Origin of the sequence: Thiohalobacter sp. (assembly GCF_027000115.1) — a bacterium.
In the GTDB taxonomy this organism is placed as follows: domain Bacteria; phylum Pseudomonadota; class Gammaproteobacteria; order Thiohalobacterales; family Thiohalobacteraceae; genus JALTON01.
The window spans coordinates 77,703-97,005 of record NZ_JALTON010000053.1; the positions used below are offsets into that span (position 1 = coordinate 77,703).

Here is a 19,303-nt window from a genome sequence, read left to right on the forward strand (position 1 = left end):
CCCGTCCGCTCAATCCCCGCCGGCCGCCGGCCGGCTGTCGGCCGCGAACTCGAAGGCATCCGAGAACATCCGCTCTTCCGGCAGGCCGTGGGCGAGAAATGCAGGCCGGGCCGCGGCGATCATGGCCGGCGGCCCGCTCATGTAGAGATCGAAGGCGGCGAGGTCCGGGTAGCGCACCAGCACAGCGCCGGTGACCAGACCGGTCTCGCCTTCCCATGCGTCCTGCTCGCGGGGGTCGGAGAGCACCGGCGTGTAGTGCAGCCAGTCATGGCGCGCAGCCCACTCGCGCACCAGTTCGTGCTGGTAGAGATCGCGCCTCGCGCGCGCCCCCCAGAACAGATGCATCGGCCGGGTCAGTCCCGTGGCGATGGCATGCTCGATCATGCCCTTGAGCGGGGCGAAGCCGGTGCCGCCGCCCATGAGGATGATCGGACGGTCGCCCGCCTCGCGCAGGTGGAAATGCCCGAACGGCCCCTCGAGCCGGACCATGGCCTTGGGCTGCATCTCGTTGAACACATGCTCGGTGAAACTGCCGCCGGGTATCAGCCGGATATGCAGTTCGAGCAGCGCATCGTCGCGCGGGGCGTTGGCGATGGAGAAGGCGCGCCGGCGGCCGTCGCGCAGCAGGATCTCGATGTACTGGCCGGCGCGGTAGTCCAGCCGCTCGCTGGCCGGCAGCCGGAGCTGCAGCCGGATCACGTCATGACACAGCCGTTCGAGGCCAACAACGCGAGCCGGGAGATTCTTTACCTGAATGTCGGATCCCGTTGCCGGCAATCGCGCCTCGATCACCAGATCGCTGCAGGCGTGCGCCTGGCAGAGCACGGCGCGATCGGCTGGCTCGCCGAGCAGGGCATTGGGGCTGCCATCGGGGTAACTGACCTCGCCGGCATGAATACGTGCCAGACAGGCGCCGCAGTTGCCGCCGCGGCAGTTGTGGGCCAGCGGCACGCCCGCGGCCAGCGCGGCATCCAGGACGGTCTGATCCGGCGCAATGGGGAAGCCGATGTCGCTGCCATGCAGCCGGACGCGAAAGCTCATGGAGGCTGTGCCTGCGGGGATGCCGTGTGGGGCGTAGAATTGTCGCCCATCGTTGCGGGGAGATAAACCGATGGAATCTGTGCTAATCGTGGGCTGCGGCCATGTCGGTTGTCGGCTGGCCCGCGAACGGGTCGCCGAGGGCGTGCCGGTGACGGGGATGGTGCGCAGCGAGGCCGGGGCCGCGCGGGTGCGTGCCACCGGCGCCGAGGCGCTGCGGGCCGATCTCGACCGGCCCGAAACCCTGACCGGCCTGCCGAGCGCGGGCGCGGAACTGTATCACCTGGCGCCGCCGCCGGCCGAGGGCGATACCGACCCGCGCACCGAGGCCCTGCTGGCCGCGCTCGAGGGGCGACTGCCGCGTCGGATCGTCTACATCAGCACCAGTGGCGTCTACGGCGACTGCGAGGGGCGCTGGATCGACGAGTCTGCCCCGATCCGCCCCGGCACGCCGCGTGGCCGGCGCCGGGCGGCGGCCGAACGCAGCCTGCGCGAGTGGTCGGCGCGCAGCGGGGTGCCGGTGGTCATCCTGCGTGTACCCGGCATCTACGGGCCGGACAAGCTGCCGCTGGAGCGGCTGCGCAAGGGTCTGCCGCTGCTGGACGCGGCCGAATCGCCCTTCACCAACCGCATCCATGTCGATGACCTGGTACAGGCGCTGCGCGCCGCCATGGCGCGCGGCGAGCCGGGCGCGGCCTATAACGTCTCGGATGGCCATCCCTCGAACATGACCGACTACTTCAATCACATCGCCGATGCATTCGGGCTGCCTCGCCCGCCGACCGTCAGCCGTACCGAGGCCGCGGAGAAGCTCAGCGCCGGCATGCGCGCCTTCATGGATGAGTCCAAGCGCCTCGATAACCGCAGGCTGCGCGAGGAACTGGGCGTGGTACTGCGTTATCCCGACCTGGATGCGGGGCTGGCGCAGTGTCGCGCGGAAAGGAGCCGGATCAATCCGCCTGCTTGCGGGTAAAGATCCCCTGCCCCAATTGCCGGCCGAAGTCGGCGGCCTGCTTCAGATCCAGTTGCAGTGCCAGGCTGTTGTCGGTACACCGGATGACGGTGCAGTCGTAGCCCGGCGAGATGTCCCCGTCATGCAACACCAGGTGCAGCTTGACCGACTGGTTTTCGCGGACATCCCCGGGCAACGCGCGGAAGCGCACCAGCACCCCGCCGGGGCCCACATCCAGGGACTCTCCGCTCAGGCGCTCGCCCGAGGGCAGCACCACCTGCATGGCCTTGTTGATCGTGAGCCGCGAACCGCCGCGGCGTTCTTCTTCGTGTCCTTGGTTCATGGCCCCCCTGTCCTCCGTGGTCAGTGATCAATCGCTGTCGCCGGACCCGAACAGCTCGGGCCACAGGGCATCGATCCGCCGCCTGACGTCCTCGGACATGCGGATGGGTCGCCCCCATTCGCGATCGGTTTCGCCCTTCATCTTGTGGGTGGCATCGAAACCGATCTTGCCGCCCAGGCCGGAGACCGGCGAGGCAAAGTCCAGGTAGTCGATGGGGGTGTTGTCCACCAGCGTGGTGTCGCGCACCGGATCCATGCGCGTGGTCATGGCCCAGATGACGTCCTTCCAGTCGCGGATGTCGATGTCGTCGTCGGTGACGATGACGAACTTGGTATACATGAACTGGCGCAGGAAGGACCAGACGCCGAACATCACCCGCTTGGCATGTCCGGGATACTGCTTCTTCATGCTGACGATGGCCATGCGATAGGAACAGCCCTCCGGCGGCAGGTAGAAGTCGGTGATCTCCGGAAACTGCTTCTGCAGGATGGGCACGAAGACCTCGTTCAGCGCCACGCCGAGAATGGCCGGTTCGTCGGGCGGGCGCCCGGTGTAGGTGCTGTGATAGATAGGCTCGCGGCGATGGGTGATGCGCTCGATGGTAAATACCGGGAAGCGTTCCACCTCGTTGTAGTAGCCGGTGTGGTCGCCGAACGGCCCCTCGTCGGCCTCGTCGCCCGGATGCAGGAAACCCTCCAGCACGATCTCGGCGCTGGCCGGCACCTGCAGGTCGTGGATGCCGCATTTCACCAGCTCGGTGCGCGCGCCGCGCAGCAGGCCGGCGAAGGCATATTCGGACAGGGTGTCGGGCACCGGCGTCACCGCGCCGAGGATGGTGGCCGGATCGGCGCCCAGCGCGACCGCCACCGGGAAGGGTTCGCCCGGGTGTTTCGCCTGCCAGTCCCGGTAGTCGAGCGCGCCGCCGCGATGCGCCAGCCAGCGCATGATGGTCCGGTTGGGGGCAATCACCTGCTGGCGGTAGATGCCCAGGTTCTGCCGTGGCTTGTCGGGCCCCCGCGTCACTACCAGCGCCCAGGTGATGAGCGGTCCGGCATCCCCCGGCCAGCAGGTCTGGATGGGAAAGCGGCCGAGGTCGACGTCGGCGCCTTCCAGCACGACTTCCTGGCAGGGCGCACTGCGCACCGTCTTCGGTGCCATGTCCAGCACCTTCCTGAACAGGGGCAGCTTCTGCCAGGCATCCTTCATGCCCTTGGGCGGCTCCGGTTCCTTGAGCGTGGCCAGCAGCCGGCCGATGTCGCGCAGGGCGTCGGTGCTGTCCGCGCCCATGCCCAGCGCCACCCTTTCCGGCGTGCCGAACAGGTTGCCGAGCAGCGGCACCGCCGAGCCCTTCGGGTTCTCGAACAGCAGCGCGGGGCCGCCGGTGCGCAGGGTGCGATCGCAGATCTCCGTGACCTCGAGGTAGGGGTCGACCGGATGCCGCACCCGCAGCAGCTGGCCGCGCTGCTCGAGCTGGCGAAGGAAGTCACGCAGGTCGCGGTATTGCATCGGCTCTCCCGGTTCAGTCGAAATCCAGCGGCGACCGGCCTTCCAGGTGCTGCAGCAGGTTCTTCATGCCGCGCTCGTCATCGTCGAGCATGATGTCCAGCGGGCTGCGGCCACCCAGCGCCGGCAATGGCGTGGTGACATAGAGATCCGCCGACTGGCTGCTGTGCGGGAACAGCGAGCGCAGGGCGCGGTAGATCGACAGCAGATGATGAATACGCAGCAGCGTGTCCGGATCATCGGGCAGGCTGGCATGACCCGCGGCCAGCTTGCGCCATTCGCGTGCCGACATCGGCGGCAGGCCCAGCAGGCGTCGTTGCTCCTCCGCTGTCAGCCCCCAGCCGGAAAGTATTTCCAGCAGGGTGCGGCACAGCTCGCGATGCGACTGGGCATCGGCGATGTCGCGAATCTCGGCCATTTCCCTCAGGCGGCCAGGCCGGTGTGGCGCAGCAGGGCGTCGATGGTGGGCTCGCGCCCGCGGAAGTCGATGAACAGCTCCATGGGGTCGCGCGAACCGCCCTGCTCCAGGATGCGGGTGAGGAAGCGCATGCCGGTCTCGCGGTCGAAGATGCCCGCCTCCTCGAACGCGGCGAAGGCATCCGCCGACAGCACCTCGGCCCACTTGTAGCTGTAGTAGCCTGCCGCGTAGCCGCCGGCGAAGATGTGAGAAAAGCTGTGCGGAAAGCGGTTGAACGAGGGCGGCCGCACCACCGCCACCTGCCGGCGCACCTCGTCGAGGATCTCGTAGATGCGCGCCCCCCTGTCGGGGTCGTATTCCAGATGCAGACGGAAGTCGAACAGCGCAAACTCGAGCTGGCGCACCATCTGCATGGCGGACTGGAAGTTGCGCGCAGCGATCATGCGCTCGAACAGTTCCTGCGGCAGCGGTTCGCCGGTATCCACGTGGCCGGAGATGAGGTCCAGGGCCTCGCGCTCCCAGCACCAGTTCTCCATGAACTGGCTGGGCAGTTCCACCGCATCCCAGGCCACGCCACTGATGCCGGAGACGCCGGCATAGTCGACCCGGGTGAGCATGTGGTGCAGGCCGTGGCCGAACTCGTGGAACAGGGTGATGACCTCTTCGTGGGTGAACAGCGCGGGCCGGTCACCGATGGGCGGCGAGAAGTTGCAGGTGAGATAGGCGACCGGCGTCTGCAGTCCCTCGCGGGTGACGCGTCGCGAGATGCATTCGTCCATCCAGGCGCCGCCGCGCTTGTGCGGCCGCGCATAGAGATCCAGATAGAACTGGCCGCGCAGCTTGCCGTCGGCGTCACGGATCTCGTAGAAGCGCACGTCGGGGTGCCAGACATCCACACCATCCACCGGGCTGATCTGCAGGCCGTAGAGGCGCTCGACCACCGCGAACATGCCGGGCACCACGCGCGTCTCCGGGAACCAGGGCTTGAGTGCATCCTGGGAGATGGCATAGGTGTGCTGGCGCAGCTTCTCCGAGTAGTAGGGAATGTCCCAGGCCTCGAGTTCGGTCACGCCGTAGTGCTCGGCGGCGAAGGCGCGCACCTCGTCCAGCTCGGCGCGTGCCCGCGGCAGCGAACGCTCGGCGAGATCATTCAGGAACTGCAGCACCTGCTCCGACGACTGCGCCATCTTGGTCGCCAGCGAGCGTTCGGCGTAGTTGCGGAAGCCCAGCAGTTGCGCGGCCTCGTGGCGCAGGGCGAGGATGCGTTCCATGACGGGGCCATTGTCCCACTTGCCTGCATTCGGCCCCTCGTCGGAGGCGCGGGTCACATAGGCGGTATAGAGTTCCTCGCGCAGGGCACGGTTGTCGGCATAAGTGAGCACCGGGTAGTAGGAGGGGAACTCCAGGTTGAACAGCCAGCCCTCGAGCCCCTCGCGCTCCGCGGTCTGCCGTGCCAACTGAACCGCGCTTTCCGGCAGCCCGGCCAGCTCGGACTCGTCCGTGACCAGCCGCTGCCAGGCATTGGTGGCGTCGAGCAGGTTCTCCTCGAACTTCGACGTCAGCGAGGAGAGCTCCAGCATGATCTGCTTGTAGCGCTCGCGCTGCTCGGGCGGCAGTGCCACGCCCGACAGCCGGAAGTCGCGCAGCTCGTTGTCGATGATGCGCCGCTGCGCCTGATCCAGCGCCTCGAAGTCGGGCGACTCGCGCAGGGCGCGGAAGGCCTGGTACAGGGCCTCGTTCTGGCCCATCTCGGTGCCGTACTCGGACAGTTTGGGCAGGCAGGCGTTGTAGGCCTCGCGCAGCGGCTCGCTGTTGACCACCGAGTTCATGTGGCTGACCGGCGACCAGGCGCGGCTGAGCCGATCCTCGACGTCCTCGATCGGTTGCACCAGGTTGTCCCAGCGCCAGGGGCCGTCGGATTCCAGCAGACTCGCCACCGTGCGCCGGCACTCGGCGAGCAGGGTGTCGATGGCCGGCTCGACGTGTTCGGGGCGGATCTTCGAAAAGGGCGGCAGGCCCTTGAGTTCCAGCAGGGGGTTGCTCATCGCGGGTGTGAACCTGTGTTGGCGATGGAGGGATTATAAGGGTTTGGGGGGTGAGGGGTGAGGGGTGACGCTTCCGGGTTGCGCTTACGGGTTTGACTTCCGGCTCCTGGCCCTGTCCCTGTATTCTCCCCCGTCCCTCCGGTATGCTCCCGGCGCATGGAAACCCGACACTACGATCTGATCGCCATCGGCGGTGGCAGCGGCGGCCTCTCGGTGGCCGAGCGCGCCGCCCGCTACGGGGCGCGCACCGCCGTCATCGAGCGTGGACCGCTGGGGGGCACCTGCGTCAACGTCGGCTGCGTGCCCAAGAAGGTGATGTGGTTCGCGGCGAACCTGGCCCACGCCTGCAGCGATGCAGCCGGCTATGGCTTCGATATCGAGCTGCGCCGCTTCGACTGGGCGCGGCTGAAGGCCGCTCGCGACGGTTACGTGAAGGGCATCAACGACTGGTATCACACCTATCTGGCGGACTCGAACATCGACGAAATCCCCGGCGCGGCGCGCTTCGTCGATGCCCGTACCCTGGAAGTGAACGGGCAGCACTACAGCGCGGAGCACATCTGCATCGCGGTGGGCGGCCAGCCCTCCGTACCCGATGTGCCGGGTGCGGAGCTGGGCATCACCTCCGACGGCTTCTTCGAGCTCGAGGCGCTGCCGCGCCGGGTGGCGGTGGTTGGCTCCGGCTACATTGCCGTGGAGCTGGCGGGGGTGCTCAATGCCCTGGGTGCGGATGTGACCATGCTGTTGCGGCGGGAACACCTGCTGCGCAGCTTCGACGCCATGCTGCGGGAGTGCCTGATGGAGGAAATGCTCAACGACGGCATCGGCATTCTCTCCGGCACCCAGGTCGAGGCCGTCACCCGCATGGACGACGGCGCCCTGTGCATCGAGTGCGACAACGGCCAGAAGCTCGAGGGCTTCGACCAGCTCATCTGGGCCATCGGCCGCGAGCCGCTCACCGCCGACCTGAACCTGGCGGCCGCCGGCGTAGAGACCGACGCCGCCGGCTTCATTCCCACCGACGAGTGGGAGAACACCAACGTTCCGGGCATCTACGCCGTGGGCGACGTCAACGGCAAGATCGCGCTCACCCCGGTGGCCATTGCCGCGGCGCGGCGGCTGGCCGACCGCCTGTTCGGCGGCATGAGCGAACGTCGCCTGTCCTACGACATGGTGCCCTCGGTGGTGTTCAGCCATCCCCCGATCGGTACCGTGGGACTGACCGAGGCGGAGGCCCGCGAGCGCCACGGCGAGGCGGTCAAGGTCTACACTACGCAGTTCACGGCCATGTACCATGCCCTCACCGAGCACAAGCGGCAGACCGCCATGAAGCTGGTCACGGTGGGCGCGCAGGAGCGGGTGGTCGGCTGCCACATCATCGGTCTCGGCGCCGATGAAATGCTGCAGGGCTTCGCCGTGGCCCTGCGCATGGGCGCGACCAAGCGCGATCTGGACGACACGGTGGCGCTGCACCCGACCAGCGCCGAGGAACTGGTGACCATGCGATGAGCATCCGCGACTTCGAGGGCCACAGCCCGCGCATCGCCGCGAGCGCCTGGATCGACCCCATGGCGCTGGTGATCGGCGATGTCGAGATCGGGGCCGACAGCTCGCTGTGGCCGGGTGTGGTCGCGCGCGGCGACATCCATTACATTAGAATTGGGGCGCGCACCAATATTCAGGACGGCTCCATTCTTCATGTCACCCATGACAGCGAATACGCCCCCGGCGGCCATCCGCTGGTGGTCGGCGACGACGTGACCGTCGGCCACCAGGTCACCCTGCACGCCTGCACCATCGAAGACAAATGCCTGATTGGCATGGGCTCCATCATCCTCGACGGCGCCATCGTGCGCAGCGGGGCCATGGTCGGGGCGGGCAGCCTGGTGTCACCCGGCAAGGAGCTGGAAGGCGGTTACCTCTGGCTGGGACAGCCGGCCCGACGGGCGCGGCCGCTCACCGAGCAGGAAAAGGCCTACCTGGAATATTCGGCCGCACACTATGTGAGGCTGGCACGACGGCACGCGGGAAACTGACGCCCCGTGACGCCGGTTTCATGGCGCATGGGTGCCGTTTGACATAGACTATTGGGCAAGGCTCGCGGAGAGAGACTGCCGCGAAACTCCCGCATCGCAAAGGGGTCGAAGGGAACAGGTGCCCCCGAGCGAGGAAACCGCCATGACCCTCTTCTTCGGCAATCTTCCCATGAGTGCCAGCGTCCCGGCCCTGATCCGGTTGCTGCACCTGCCCGAGTCCGCCGGCCGCAGCCGGCTGCGCATCATCAAGAAGCGCGCGGTCGACGGCGCCATGATCCGCTATGCCCTCTACCAGACCGCCTCCGAATCCGAGGCCCGCAAGCTGATGGCGCGCAGCGGTCGGGTGGCGCTGGACGGCCACCCGATCTTCATCCGCGAATTCAGTCGCCGTGTCGCCAACAACGACCGGCGCGCGCCCGACTGGCGCGAGCGGCCCTGGCCGCACGCCGAGCGGCGTGTCAGCGATCGTCGCCAGCCGGAGCGTCCGGCGTCCGCAGCCGCCTGATCACCGGGGCCGTGTCCGGCCGCACGCCCCGCCAGATGGCGAAGGCCTCGGCCGCCTGCTCCACCAGCATTCCGAGTCCGTCCACCGCACGCCCCGCGCCCTGCGCTGCGGCCCAGCGCACGAAGGCGGTCGGTTCCCGCCCGTACATCATGTCGTAGCACAGGGTGTCGCGATCGATGCCGGCGGGGTCAACCGGCGGCACCTCCCCGGCCAGGCCCGCCGCCGTGGCGTTGATCACCAGGTCCCAGTGACCTGCGGGCACGGCATCAAAGCCGCAGCCGGTGACCTCGCCCAGATCGGCGAAATCGGCCGCCAGCCCCGTGGCCCTTTCCGGGGTGCGGTTGGCGATCACCAGTTCCGCCGGCCCTTCCGCCAGCAGCGGCGCCAGCACCCCGCGGGCGGCCCCACCCGCGCCGAGCAGCAACAGCCGCCGGCCGCCGAGATCGAGGGCCAGATTCTTCTTCAGGTCACGCAGCAGACCGACGCCGTCGGTGTTGTCGGCGCACAACGCGTTCGCCTTGTTCCAGTACAGGGTGTTCGCCGCCTGCGCGCGTTCGGCCCGCGGCGTTCTTTCCGCGGCCAGCGCGAAGGCCTCCTGCTTGAAGGGCACGGTGACATTGAGTCCCTTGCCCCCGGCCGCACGGAAGGCGGCGACCGCCTCGGGGAAATGCCCGGGCTCGACCAGGATGGCCTCGTAGACCAGCCGCTGCCCGGTCTGCTCGGCGAACAGGCGATGGATCTCGGGCGAGAGGCTGTGGGCGATGGGGTTGCCCATCACCGCATAGCGGTCGATGGCGGCATTCATGGCGGGTGTCTCAGCCCTCGCGCAGCCAGCGCGCGGCCTGTCGCGCGAAATAGGTGAGGATGCCGTCGGCGCCGGCGCGCTTGAAGCCGAGCAGGGATTCCATCACCACGGCGCGCTCGTCCAGCCAGCCGTTCTGCGCAGCGGCCTTGAGCATGGCGTACTCGCCGCTCACCTGATAGACGAAGGTGGGTGCGCCAAAGGCATCCTTCACCCGGCGCACCAGGTCCAGATAGGGCATGCCCGGTTTGACCATGACCATGTCCGCGCCCTCGTCCAGGTCCAGCGCGACCTCCCACAGCGCCTCGTCGCTGTTGGCTGGGTCCATCTGGTAACTGTACTTGTTGCCGGCGCCCAGATTGGCCGCGGAGCCGACCGCGTCGCGGAAGGGCCCGTAGAAACTGGACGCGTACTTGGCCGAGTAGGCGAGGATGCGGGTGTTGAGATGGCCGGCCTGTTCCAGCGCGTCGCGGATGGCGCCGATGCGGCCGTCCATCATGTCCGAGGGGGCGACCACGTCGGCCCCGGCCTGGGCGTGGGACAGGGCCTGGCGCACCAGCACCTCGACCGTCTCGTCGTTGAGCACATAGCCCTCGGCATTGACCAGCCCGTCCTGGCCGTGGGTGGTGAAGGGGTCCAGTGCAACATCGGTGATCACGCCCAGCTCGGGCTGCGCCGCCTTGAGCGCGCGCACCGCCCGCTGCGCCAGCCCCTCGGGGTTCCAGGCCTCACGGGCATCGTCGCTCTTGCACTCGGCGGGCGTGACCGGGAACAGGGCCACCGCGGGAATGCCCAGTTCGACCAGTTCCCCGGCCAGTTCCACCAGCAGGTCGATGGACAACCGTTCCACGCCGGGCATCGAGGCAACCCCCTCGCGCTGGCCTTCGCCCTCGAGCACGAACACGGGATAGATGAGATCGTCGGCCGTCAGCCGATGCTCGCGCATCAGCCTGCGAGAGAAGTCGTCGCGGCGCATGCGCCGCATGCGCACCCGCGGAAAGCCGCCGCGTGAGGTATCGAATCCGGACACAGCCTTGCTCCCTGAAGTCTGAACCCCGAGTTTACCCGCTCATCGGCGTGCTAGGCTACGCGGGTGACCCGCACGCCCACGCCCGAAGACCGCCTGACGCCCGACGCCCTCGCCGCCCTGTGCGGCGCGAGCCGTCTGCCGCTGGCGGCCTGGTACGCCGATCCCCTCGGCTTCGACGCCACCCGCGAACTGCTCGATCGCGCCCGCGCCCGACTGCGCGGCGGGCAGGCGGACTTCGGTACCCGGCTGGTCGAGGCCATCGCCGGCTACTGGCTGGGCGCCGATCCGGCCATGCACGAGGCCAGTCTGGCGGCCAGCGCCGAAGATCCCGCGGCACAGGCCCTGAGCCTGCTGGTGCCGGGGCAACTGCTGGCCGCCCGCGGCGACCCTGCTGCCCTGCCCCGCCTCGAGGCCGGTTTTCACCGCGCCGCGCCCCTGCTTGCGCCGGCCGATTACTTCCGGGTCCTGCATCGTCATGAGCAGCTCGCCATCCTGCTGGCGGTGAGTGCACCCGGACCGGCCCGCGACCTGCCCTCGCTGCTCGCCGAGGCCAGCGTGATCGCCCGCCTGCGCGGCCGACCGCGGCCGGGTGGCGATCCCGGCGACACCCTGGGCTGAGTGGTCGGCCCGCAGGGCCGGAATCCGGGTGGCGTTGATGCCCGCGTTTGGAACACGGCGTCCGCCGAGGGCGCAGAGCAGAACATTGCCAAGACTCTGTGATCTCCGCGCCTCCGTGTCTCTGCGTTCATGTGACAGCCCCGAGCAAGATCCGCCGATGCCCAAGCTTGTGCTGCGCCCCAGCTAAAGCGCCGCACAGCGCCGGCCGCTAGCGCTGGAAACATCCGGTGAATTGCAGGAGGTGGCCGCATGAAGACCCGCACCGCTCGCATCGAACCCTTCCCCCGCTGGTTGCTCGCCGGCTGCCTGTTCCTGCTGCTGGCCGGCATGGCCGGCGCACTGCGCGCCGCGGTGGCGCCGCAGGAGGTCGTTCGCCAGGCCTCGGAGGCGGTACTGGACCGGCTGCGCGCCGACAAGGCGGCGTTCGAGGCCGAGCCCGCGCGGCTGTACGAGCTGGTCGACCGGGTCCTGCTCACCCACATGGACTTCGGGCGCATGTCGCAGTGGGTGCTCGGCAAGCACTGGCGCCGTGCCAGCGAGGACGAGCGCGCCCGCTTCACCCGCGAGTTCCGCGCCCTGCTGGTGCGGACCTATGCCAGTGCGCTCGCCGGCTACTCCGGCCAGCGGGTGCGCATCCTGCCTGTCGCCGGCAATGACAGCGGCGACACGGTGGTGGTGCGCACCGAGATCGCACAGCCCGCCGGCCCCGCGATCCCGGTCAACTACAGCCTGCATCGGCGCGACGGCGACTGGAAGGCCTACGATGTCAGCATCGACGGCATCAGCCTGGTCGCCAACTATCGCGCCAGCTTCACCGCCGAGATCCGCCGCCATGGTGTCGCAGGCCTGATCGAATCCCTCGCCGCGCAGAACCGGCAGGTCATGAACGGCGGCTGACCCGGCGCCAGGGTCGCCGGCAACCATTCCTCTGATATGCTTGCCGGCGATGAAAATCCTGGTCACCCTGCTGCGGGCGCTGGCCAACGGGCTGGCACCCCTGACCCTGATCGGCGCCGTCGCCGCCTATCTGCACCCGCCGCTGTTCCTCGGCTTCAAGGCCAGCTTCCAGTGGTTCTTTGCCGCCACCATGTTCGCCCTCGGCGTGGTGCTGGAACCGCGCGAGCTGGCGGCCACCGTGCGCGAGCCGGGGCGCATCGGCCTGGGCGTGCTCACCCAGTACAGCGTCATGCCCCTGTTCGGTTTCGCCGTGGCCATGCTGCTGCCGCTGCCGGAGGCGGTCGCCCTCGGCTTCATCATCGTCGCCGCAGCGCCCGGCGCCATGGCCAGCAACGTCATCGTCTATCTCGCCGGCGGTGCCGTGGCCTACTCCATTGCGCTGACCACCGTATCCACCTTTCTTTCGCCCTTCCTCACCCCGCTGCTGGTGAAGTTGTTGGGGGGCGTGTTCCTGCCGGTGGCGGTCTGGCCGCTGATGCGCACCATCCTGCTCACCGTGGTGGTGCCGCTGGGCGGCGGCATGCTGCTGCGGCGCATGCTGGGCAGGGGCCTGGCCTTCGCCCGCGAGCTGGCGCCCGCGGTGGCCGCGGTGGCCATCATTGTCATCTGCAGCTATGCCGTGGCCGCGAACCAGCCGCGCATCGCCGCCATGGGGACGCCGGTCATGATCGCGGTGGTCCTGCTCAACGGCCTGGGCTATGCCGCCGGCTGGTGGCTGGCGCGCCTGTACGGCTTCGACCGGCGCCATCGTCTCGCGCTGGCCATCGAGATCGGCATGCAGAATGCCGGCCTCGGCGTGGTGCTCGCGCTCCGGCACTTTGCCCCCGAGACCGCCCTGCCCGGCGCCCTGTTCGCCGTCTGGTGCATCCTCACCGCCGCCGGCGCCAGCGGCTGGCTGCGCCGGCGCGCCGTGCCTGCCCCGATCTGACGGGTTCCCGCCAGCGCACCGTCACCTGGCAGGATGCGGGGGCCACCCGCGCCCTTCGCCGTCAGCCTGGTTTCCCGAAAATTCAATCAGATGAATCGCCTGTTGGCAGAGATGGCACGGAGCCTGCATCTGACTGAATCAGGCGCCGGCAGCTTGTCACTCAAGGATCGAGGACGCCGGCCGCTAAGGAAGGCAAGGACCGGGCATGATCATTTTGGCATGAGTCCGGTCGGGGCGAACCCAGAAACTCGAACCGCATGGGACAGTCGCCGGCGTGGTGTGCAGATCCGCGAGTACGGAACTCCTGAAGCGCCGCACGGTCCCGACAGGTAACACCACGGTTCACCCTGCGGGCTCATGCCAAAGTGGCCATGCATCACCGGCCCATCATCGACTCCTCCGACGCTGAAAAGCGATTTGCCCCGCGATACCCTCGCGGGGTTTTTTTTGGTCCGGAACTGGGTGTGGTCGGGATAGAGACCTAGCCCGCATATCGCACCAGGGCGGAAGCGGGCGGCAGGCAACCTGTTGTGTTGGCAGGCAATGAACCGAGTTTCTTGACCATGGCCCGGAGTACAACTTGCGCCCGCCCGCTTCCTGCTGCGGCCCTGGTGGATTTTCGCTCGGTCTCGGGGGCGCTTCACTCAAGCCGTAGCGACGGCTACGGCTTTCGCTCCAGCCCTCCCCGAGCCCGGCTGCAAATCCGCCATCATCCGCAGCCCCTGGTGCAATATGCGGGCTAGTCAGACATGGTGCCCAATCCGATATCCGGCTGTTCCGCTTGACATATTACGCTTCGCGTAATAGCCATGACGCATGATACGGTCATTTCGGTGTCAGGACACAGGAAGCCCTGTTCGACGATCGCAAGGGCTGGTACAGCATCCGGATCAATGACCAGTGGCGCATCTGTTGCCGTTGGAAGGACGGCGATGCGCTCGATGTCGAGATCGTGGACTATCACTAGAGGGCTTCGTGAAATGAGCAAGAAACTCGAGCCAATCCATCCGGGTGAAATCCTGCGCAAGGATTTCCTCGAGCCACTGGGTATCAGCATCAACCGGCTTGCGCGCGATATTGCCGTTTCTCCCGGTCGGGTGAGCGAGATCGTCAACGGAAAGCGGGGCATCAGTGCGGATACCGCGCTGCGACTGAGCCGCTATTTCGGTGTCTCTCCGGAACTGTGGCTGGGTCTGCAGTCCGAGTATGATCTGAGAGTCGCGAAGCAGACCGTGGGGGACGAGATCGACAAGCGGATTCATCCCTTTGCCGCGTGACGGCAGCTCGCTTGCACAAAGAGAGGAAACACCTTGGTCAGCCTTTTTCTCCTTGACAGCGCCTCCTGATGGACGCCAGCCGGTCTGGTCGCGAAGTTCAGCGTGATCGTTTTGACCATCGTGATCGGGTTTCGGATATTTCTTAACCCAATCGTTGCAAAAATCCGTAGGATGGGCAAAGGCCTGAAGGGCCGGGCCCATCAAAATGCCGCTGAATCATGATGGGCACGTCGCTACGCGCCTTTGCCCATCCTACATGTCCCTGCAACACTGTTTTCAGCTCTTTGTTCAAGCCTTTTCCCAATACAGCAGGCTCGGATTTATCTGGCTGTCGGGTTAAGTCACGCCGGGCCTAATGGCGTCTGTTCCGGTGTTGGTCGTTGATCCCGGTAATAGCCAGGGATTGCCTCTTCGGGGACGTGGAACTCCCGCTCCGACACCTCAAAAACCAGAGCATGCATCCTCACTCCAGCACTGTCGGCAACTCACGCGCCAGCGCCGCGCGCTGATGTGCGCATTCGTCCGTGAGCACGAAGCCGAGCATTCTCCCCTGAGGGTCCCGGAACAGGGCGCGCAGGCCGCAGTCGGCGGTTTCGATGGTCCATTCGCCCTCGGCGTCGCGCGGCGGCGGGGCGACGACCAGGGGGAAGTCGGGCGTCTTGACCACCACGGGCATGGCCGGATAGCGCACGGGTGTGGGTTCGCCGGCCAGGGTGGCGGCGAGGGCGCGGGCCTGCGCCATCAGCGGCATGACGAAGGGCAGCACCAGGCCCTCGACCTCGGCACAGTCGCCGATGGCGTGGATGTCGGGTCGGGAGGTGCGCAGGAAGCGGTCGATCCGAATGCCGCGGTGGGTGTCGAGCCCGGCCTGCTGCGCCAGTGCGATGCGGGGCCGGAGTCCCACCGCGGACAGCACCAGATCGGCGTCCAGCACCGTGCCGTCGGCCAGGGTGAGCCGCAGGCCGCCGCCGTTGCGATCGACCCGCCCGACCGAGGTGCCGAGGTGCCAGTCCACGCCAAGCTCGGCGAACCTTTCACGCATCGCCTTGGCGACCGCGGGCGGCACAAGTCGCCCGAGGGGCTGCGGCGCGAGGTCGATGACGCTGACTGGATGGCCGGCGCGGCGCAGGTCGTTGGCGAACTCGCAGCCGATGAGGCCGGCACCGATGATGGCCACGCGAGCGCCCGGTTTGAGCGCGGCGCGGAAGCGCGCATAGTCCAGCCGGTCGTTGACCGAGAGGATGGCGTCCGCCCCGCTGCCCCCGATCGGCAGCCGGATGGGGTCGGCCCCGAGCGCCAGCACCAGCCGGCCGTACCCGATCGGGCCCTGGTCGGTGTCCAGCCGGTGCGCGTCCGGGTCCAGCCCGGTGACCGCGCAGCCGGTGCAGATGTCCGCCTTGAGCTGCGCGGCCATCTCCCCGGCAGTGGCGTTGATCAGCGCGTCCGGCGTCTTGCCCTGGGCCAGGGCATTGGACAGCATCGGCTTGGAATAGAAGGCGCCGTCGTCACGGGTGACCATGATCAGCGGGCGTTCCGTATCGCGCTTGCGCCATTCGCGGGCGAGGCTGTAGCCGGCGAGCCCGGTGCCGACGATGACCAGGGGTCTCATGGACGCGGCCTCAGTCGATTTCGATCATTTCGAAGTCGGCCTTGCCGACGCCACAGTCCGGGCACACCCAGTCCTCGGGGATGTCCTCCCAGCGGGTGCCGGGGGCGATGCCTTCCTCGGGCAGGCCCTGGGCCTCGTCGTAGATGAAGCCGCAGACGATGCATTGCCATTTGCGCATGTGTCCTTTCCTCTTGATTCGTGTCGCTGTTTCAATGTTCGCTGGCGCGACATTATGACTGTTTCAGGCCCTCGAGTGTGGCACGGTAGTGGTTGGCGTGCCGTTCCTCGACCCGTGCCAGGGCGGCGAAGCGCTTCGCGGCCAGTTCCAGGGTGCGGCGGAACTGCTCGGCGTGCTCGCGCGACTCGGCGATCTGCTCGTCGAACTCGCGTACCGCGGCCTCGTTGCGTTCCTGCTCGGCCAGGTGGCGGAACCTGGGATACATCTCGGTGTACTCGTAGGTCTCGCCGGCGATGGCCAGCGCCAGGCAGCGGGCAGGATCGAGCTGGTCGGCCGGGTACAGCAGGTCCATGTGGCCGAAGGCGTGCTGGACCTCCTGGGCGGCGGTTTCCTCGAACACGCGCGCCGTTTCCTCGTCGCCATGGGCGCGGCAGATGCGCGCGAAGTAGCGGTACTTGATGTGGGCCATCGACTCGCCGGCCAGGGCGGCCTCGATGTTCTCGATGGTGACCGATCTCGGGCTGTTGTCGTTCATGCTGGATCTCCTTGGGTTGTCTGTGCTGTCGGAGTCCAGAATAGGGGCGGCCTGTTGATGGATCCAATGAATATTAATGATTTTCCCAATAGCTTGTAGCTATCATGGGGCCCGGGCTGCGTGATGGCCGTCACCCGTTTCCGCAACGTGCCCCAAGCCAGGGCGGGCAGCGGACGCTGACCTCCCGAGATCCAAACCCGGGGAGGTTGTTCATGAAGTACGCGATTCCTGCAGTTCTGGGGCTGGCGCTGGTCGCCGCCGGGCCTGTGTGCGCAGTCGACACCGATGCCGCCATCGGTGGCGCGGTGGGCGGTGCCGTGGTGGGCTCGGAGCTGGGCGGGCGCGACGGTGCCATTGCCGGGGCGGCCGTGGGCGCGGCGGTCGGCACCGCGGTTGCGACCTCGGACGAGGCGTCCGGGGGTTCGGCCGGCAGCCGGGTCGAGGTCGGTGTCGGCGGCAAGGGCGGCCCGCCCGCGCATGCCTGGCGTACCCCGCCGGGGCATGTGAAGAACGGCAAGCCGCACAAGTGGAAGTGAGCCGCCGCTTCAGCCGAGCAGGCGGCGCAGGAGCAGCAGGCAGGCCAGCGCCCAGCCGCTCGCGGCAAGCCACGGTGCCGCTTCGCCGGCGACCGGCGCTGCGAGCCGGGCGATGGTGGCCACCGCCACCAGGGCGGTGGCCAGGGCCATGTCCGTGAAGCGCGTCAGCGGACGCCGCACCCGCAGCGCCGCAGTACGCGCCATCATCACCAGCGTCAGGGTGCCCAGCGCACCCAGCGCGAGTCCGTGCCAGGCGGCGATGGCCATCCCGGTTTCGAGCCATGCGCTGCCCGCGGCCAGCAGCAGTCCGACGCCGACCCAGCACTGGCCCGCCGCCAGCGTCGCCAGCCGCGAATCAGCCGCCAGCCGGGGTGCGTGTGCCCAGGGCAGGCGCCACAGGGCCAGTCCCCCGGCGAGCAGCAGTGGCCCGCTCGCCCAATCGGACCGACCGACCGCCAGACATGCCGTCGCCGCCAGCAGCAGTGGTCCCAGCAGCGGTTCCAGCGACGCAGCACGCAAGCCGGAACGAGACAGTCCGGCGCGGTCCAGCGCCCCGGCAACAGCCGTGTGCAGGGCCCGTCCGCCCATGACCAGCAACAGCAGTGCCAGCACCGACAGCGTTGCGAACAGGCTGCGGTCCTGCATCGCCACATCGCCTTCCAGGCGTCCCTCCCACCAGAGCGCATCCAGCACTACGAGGCCCGCCAGTACCAGCGGCGGAAACCGGTTGCGCAGGCGGCGCGCCGAGCGCCACAGGGGCAGGCCGGCGAGGCCGGCCAGCAGCAACGGATAAGCCAGCCCGGCCAGTGCCACGGGCACGGACGGGGCACACAGGGCGGCCGCGCGCGCCAGCAGCCAGCTCAGGGCCAGCGCGGGCGCGAGCCCGGGCGTGCAGCCATTGACCAGAAAGCCCCCGATCACGGCGCCGGCGAAGCCGAACAGCATCTCATGTCCGTGCCAGCGCGCGTCCAGATGGACGGGAAGCGGACCCGCCAGCCAGATCACCGGCGCCAGTCCGCCACCCAGCGCGGCGAGCGGAAACAGCAGCCGCCAGGGTGCCATGCTCATCAGACCGGTTTCAGGCAACTGGACAGGCCGGACATCAGTGCCTCGCGCAGGGCGTCGATGGCCCCCGGCCGGGGGAAGGACTTGCGCCAGGCCAGCGCCACCCGCCGGCCGGGCGCGGGCTCGCGGAACCGGCGCGTGACCAGCAGGCGCTGGGCGTAGCGTTCCGCCCCCACCGCGCTGCAGGGCAGCACCGTGATACCCAGCCCGCTGGCGACCATGTGGCGCAGCGTTTCCAGCGAAGTGCCGGCGACCGTCTGTCCCAGCGGCCCCTGCTCCAGTCGCGCGGCGCAGGCCGGGCAGGCGTCCAGCACCTGATCGCGGAAGCAGTGGCCCTGCCCCAGCATCAGCAGGGGTTCGCTGGCGAGCTCGGCCGGATCGATGGCCTCGCGCGCCCGCCAGGGGTGGTCGGCAGGCACGACCACCATGAAGGGTTCGTGGTAGAGCGGCAGCGTGACCAGCCCCGGTGCCTCGAATGGCAGCGCGATCAGGATGGCGTCCAGTTCGCCGAGGCGCAGCCGCTCCGAGAGCTGGGCGGTGTAGCCTTCCTCGATCACCAGCGGCATCTGCGGGGCACGTTCGTGCAACGCGGGGATGAGCTGGGGCAGCACATAGGGGCCGATGGTATAGATGGCGCCCAGCCGCAGCGGACCGACCAGTGGATCGCGGCTTTCATCCGCGAACAGGCGAATGCGCTCGGCCTCCTCCAGCACCCGCTGGGCCTGCTCCACGATGCGCGCCCCGGCCGGGGTGGGCACGGCCTCCTGGCGCCGGCGTTCGAACAGTGCCACGCCCAGTTCCGATTCCAGCTTGCGCACCGCGACCGAGAGGGTCGGCTGGCTGACGAAGCAGGCCTCCGCCGCGCGCCCGAAATGGCGGGTGCGGGCCAGGGCGACGATATAGCGGAGTTCGGTGAGGGTCATGCCGC

The 19,303-nt window shown here is 68.3% G+C and carries 21 protein-coding genes and 1 pseudogene; 10 read left to right on the plus strand and 12 right to left on the minus strand.

Annotation, left to right across the window (positions count from 1 at the left end; genetic code table 11):
• Positions 1-9 precede the first annotated feature (9 nt).
• Positions 10-1,041, minus strand: a complete 1,032-nt coding sequence (locus MVF76_RS10320; protein ID WP_297528804.1) for a CDP-6-deoxy-delta-3,4-glucoseen reductase — start codon at positions 1,039-1,041, stop codon at positions 10-12.
• 70 nt (positions 1,042-1,111) lie between these two features.
• On the opposite strand from MVF76_RS10320, the gene MVF76_RS10325 reads away from it, so the two are divergent.
• Entirely contained in the window at positions 1,112-2,011 is a 900-nt protein-coding gene (locus MVF76_RS10325; protein WP_297528806.1) for an SDR family oxidoreductase, read from the plus strand.
• On the opposite strand, the gene MVF76_RS10330 is transcribed toward MVF76_RS10325, so the two are convergent.
• From MVF76_RS10330 to prlC, 4 genes are read right to left on the minus strand one after another with little or no spacing between them, the layout of a single operon-like run.
• Positions 1,989-2,333 carry a PilZ domain-containing protein gene (locus MVF76_RS10330; protein ID WP_297528808.1) on the minus strand — a complete coding sequence of 115 codons (345 nt, stop codon included), beginning with the start codon at positions 2,331-2,333 and terminating at the stop codon, positions 1,989-1,991. The genes MVF76_RS10325 and MVF76_RS10330 overlap by 23 nt on opposite strands.
• Positions 2,334-2,360: 27 nt before the next feature.
• Positions 2,361-3,839: a 4-hydroxy-3-polyprenylbenzoate decarboxylase gene (gene ubiD, locus MVF76_RS10335; protein WP_297528809.1), complete on the minus strand. Its 1,479-nt coding sequence runs from the start codon at positions 3,837-3,839 to the stop codon at positions 2,361-2,363.
• Between the two features lie 13 nt (positions 3,840-3,852).
• Positions 3,853-4,254 (minus strand): antitoxin Xre/MbcA/ParS toxin-binding domain-containing protein, encoded by a 402-nt coding sequence (locus MVF76_RS10340; RefSeq protein WP_297528810.1) that lies wholly within the window; start codon positions 4,252-4,254, stop codon positions 3,853-3,855.
• Between the two features lie 5 nt (positions 4,255-4,259).
• Positions 4,260-6,299, minus strand: coding sequence for an oligopeptidase A (gene prlC / locus MVF76_RS10345; RefSeq protein WP_297528812.1), 2,040 nt, complete (start codon positions 6,297-6,299; stop codon positions 4,260-4,262).
• A gap of 156 nt (positions 6,300-6,455) precedes the next feature.
• Here prlC and gorA point away from each other — a divergent pair, with 156 nt between their 5' ends.
• From gorA to MVF76_RS10360, 3 genes are all read left to right on the plus strand, one after another.
• Complete coding sequence (gorA, locus tag MVF76_RS10350; protein WP_297528814.1) at positions 6,456-7,808, plus strand: glutathione-disulfide reductase; 1,353 nt, start codon at positions 6,456-6,458, stop codon at positions 7,806-7,808.
• A complete protein-coding gene (locus MVF76_RS10355) occupies positions 7,805-8,335 on the plus strand; it encodes a gamma carbonic anhydrase family protein (RefSeq protein WP_297528816.1) in 531 nt (176 codons plus the stop codon). Before gorA ends, MVF76_RS10355 begins: the two co-directional genes overlap by 4 nt.
• A 142-nt stretch (positions 8,336-8,477) precedes the next feature.
• Positions 8,478-8,840 (plus strand): hypothetical protein, encoded by a 363-nt coding sequence (locus tag MVF76_RS10360; RefSeq protein WP_297528818.1) that lies wholly within the window; start codon positions 8,478-8,480, stop codon positions 8,838-8,840.
• Here MVF76_RS10360 and aroE read toward each other — a convergent pair.
• Both aroE and hemB read right to left on the minus strand, forming a co-directional pair.
• Complete coding sequence (gene aroE / locus MVF76_RS10365) at positions 8,794-9,645, minus strand: shikimate dehydrogenase (RefSeq protein ID WP_297528820.1); 852 nt, start codon at positions 9,643-9,645, stop codon at positions 8,794-8,796. The two genes, MVF76_RS10360 and aroE, sit on opposite strands and share 47 nt — an antisense overlap.
• 10 nt (positions 9,646-9,655) lie before the next feature.
• On the minus strand, positions 9,656-10,627 hold the full coding sequence (hemB, locus tag MVF76_RS10370) for a porphobilinogen synthase (protein WP_297528884.1): 972 nt from the start codon (positions 10,625-10,627) through the stop codon (positions 9,656-9,658).
• A 108-nt stretch (positions 10,628-10,735) separates the two neighbouring features.
• On the opposite strand from hemB, the gene MVF76_RS10375 reads away from it, so the two are divergent.
• The 5 genes and pseudogenes from MVF76_RS10375 to MVF76_RS10395 all read left to right on the plus strand — a co-directional run bounded on the left by MVF76_RS10375 (position 10,736) and on the right by MVF76_RS10395 (position 14,452).
• Positions 10,736-11,290, plus strand: a complete 555-nt coding sequence (locus tag MVF76_RS10375; RefSeq protein ID WP_297528822.1) for a hypothetical protein — start codon at positions 10,736-10,738, stop codon at positions 11,288-11,290.
• Positions 11,291-11,539: 249 nt separating this feature from the next.
• The gene (locus tag MVF76_RS10380) at positions 11,540-12,187 is read left to right on the plus strand and encodes an MlaC/ttg2D family ABC transporter substrate-binding protein (RefSeq protein WP_297528824.1); all 648 of its coding nucleotides are present in this window, start codon (positions 11,540-11,542) and stop codon (positions 12,185-12,187) included.
• Positions 12,188-12,236: 49 nt separating this feature from the next.
• The gene (locus MVF76_RS10385) at positions 12,237-13,175 is read left to right on the plus strand and encodes a bile acid:sodium symporter family protein (protein ID WP_297528826.1); all 939 of its coding nucleotides are present in this window, start codon (positions 12,237-12,239) and stop codon (positions 13,173-13,175) included.
• 847 nt (positions 13,176-14,022) lie between these two features.
• A pseudogene (locus MVF76_RS10390) lies at positions 14,023-14,142 on the plus strand (type II toxin-antitoxin system RelE/ParE family toxin); the annotation flags it as partial.
• Positions 14,143-14,155: 13 nt separating this feature from the next.
• The gene (locus MVF76_RS10395) at positions 14,156-14,452 is read left to right on the plus strand and encodes a HigA family addiction module antitoxin (RefSeq protein WP_297528828.1); all 297 of its coding nucleotides are present in this window, start codon (positions 14,156-14,158) and stop codon (positions 14,450-14,452) included.
• A 463-nt stretch (positions 14,453-14,915) separates the two neighbouring features.
• On the opposite strand, the gene MVF76_RS10400 is transcribed toward MVF76_RS10395, so the two are convergent.
• From MVF76_RS10400 to MVF76_RS10410, 3 genes are read right to left on the minus strand one after another with little or no spacing between them, the layout of a single operon-like run.
• On the minus strand, positions 14,916-16,061 hold the full coding sequence (locus MVF76_RS10400; protein WP_297528830.1) for an NAD(P)/FAD-dependent oxidoreductase: 1,146 nt from the start codon (positions 16,059-16,061) through the stop codon (positions 14,916-14,918).
• Between the two features lie 10 nt (positions 16,062-16,071).
• On the minus strand, positions 16,072-16,239 hold the full coding sequence (rd, locus tag MVF76_RS10405) for a rubredoxin (RefSeq protein WP_297528832.1): 168 nt from the start codon (positions 16,237-16,239) through the stop codon (positions 16,072-16,074).
• Positions 16,240-16,291: 52 nt separating this feature from the next.
• Entirely contained in the window at positions 16,292-16,774 is a 483-nt protein-coding gene (locus MVF76_RS10410; RefSeq protein ID WP_297528834.1) for a rubrerythrin family protein, read from the minus strand.
• 212 nt (positions 16,775-16,986) lie between these two features.
• Here MVF76_RS10410 and MVF76_RS10415 point away from each other — a divergent pair, with 212 nt between their 5' ends.
• Entirely contained in the window at positions 16,987-17,310 is a 324-nt protein-coding gene (locus tag MVF76_RS10415; protein WP_297528836.1) for a glycine zipper 2TM domain-containing protein, read from the plus strand.
• Between the two features lie 9 nt (positions 17,311-17,319).
• Here MVF76_RS10415 and MVF76_RS10420 read toward each other — a convergent pair whose 3' ends face one another.
• The gene (locus MVF76_RS10420; RefSeq protein WP_297528838.1) at positions 17,320-18,378 is read right to left on the minus strand and encodes an NnrS family protein; all 1,059 of its coding nucleotides are present in this window, start codon (positions 18,376-18,378) and stop codon (positions 17,320-17,322) included.
• Entirely contained in the window at positions 18,378-19,298 is a 921-nt protein-coding gene (locus tag MVF76_RS10425; protein ID WP_297528840.1) for a hydrogen peroxide-inducible genes activator, read from the minus strand. The genes MVF76_RS10420 and MVF76_RS10425 overlap by 1 nt, the downstream gene beginning before the upstream one ends.
• Between the last annotated feature and the right edge of the window lie 5 nt (positions 19,299-19,303).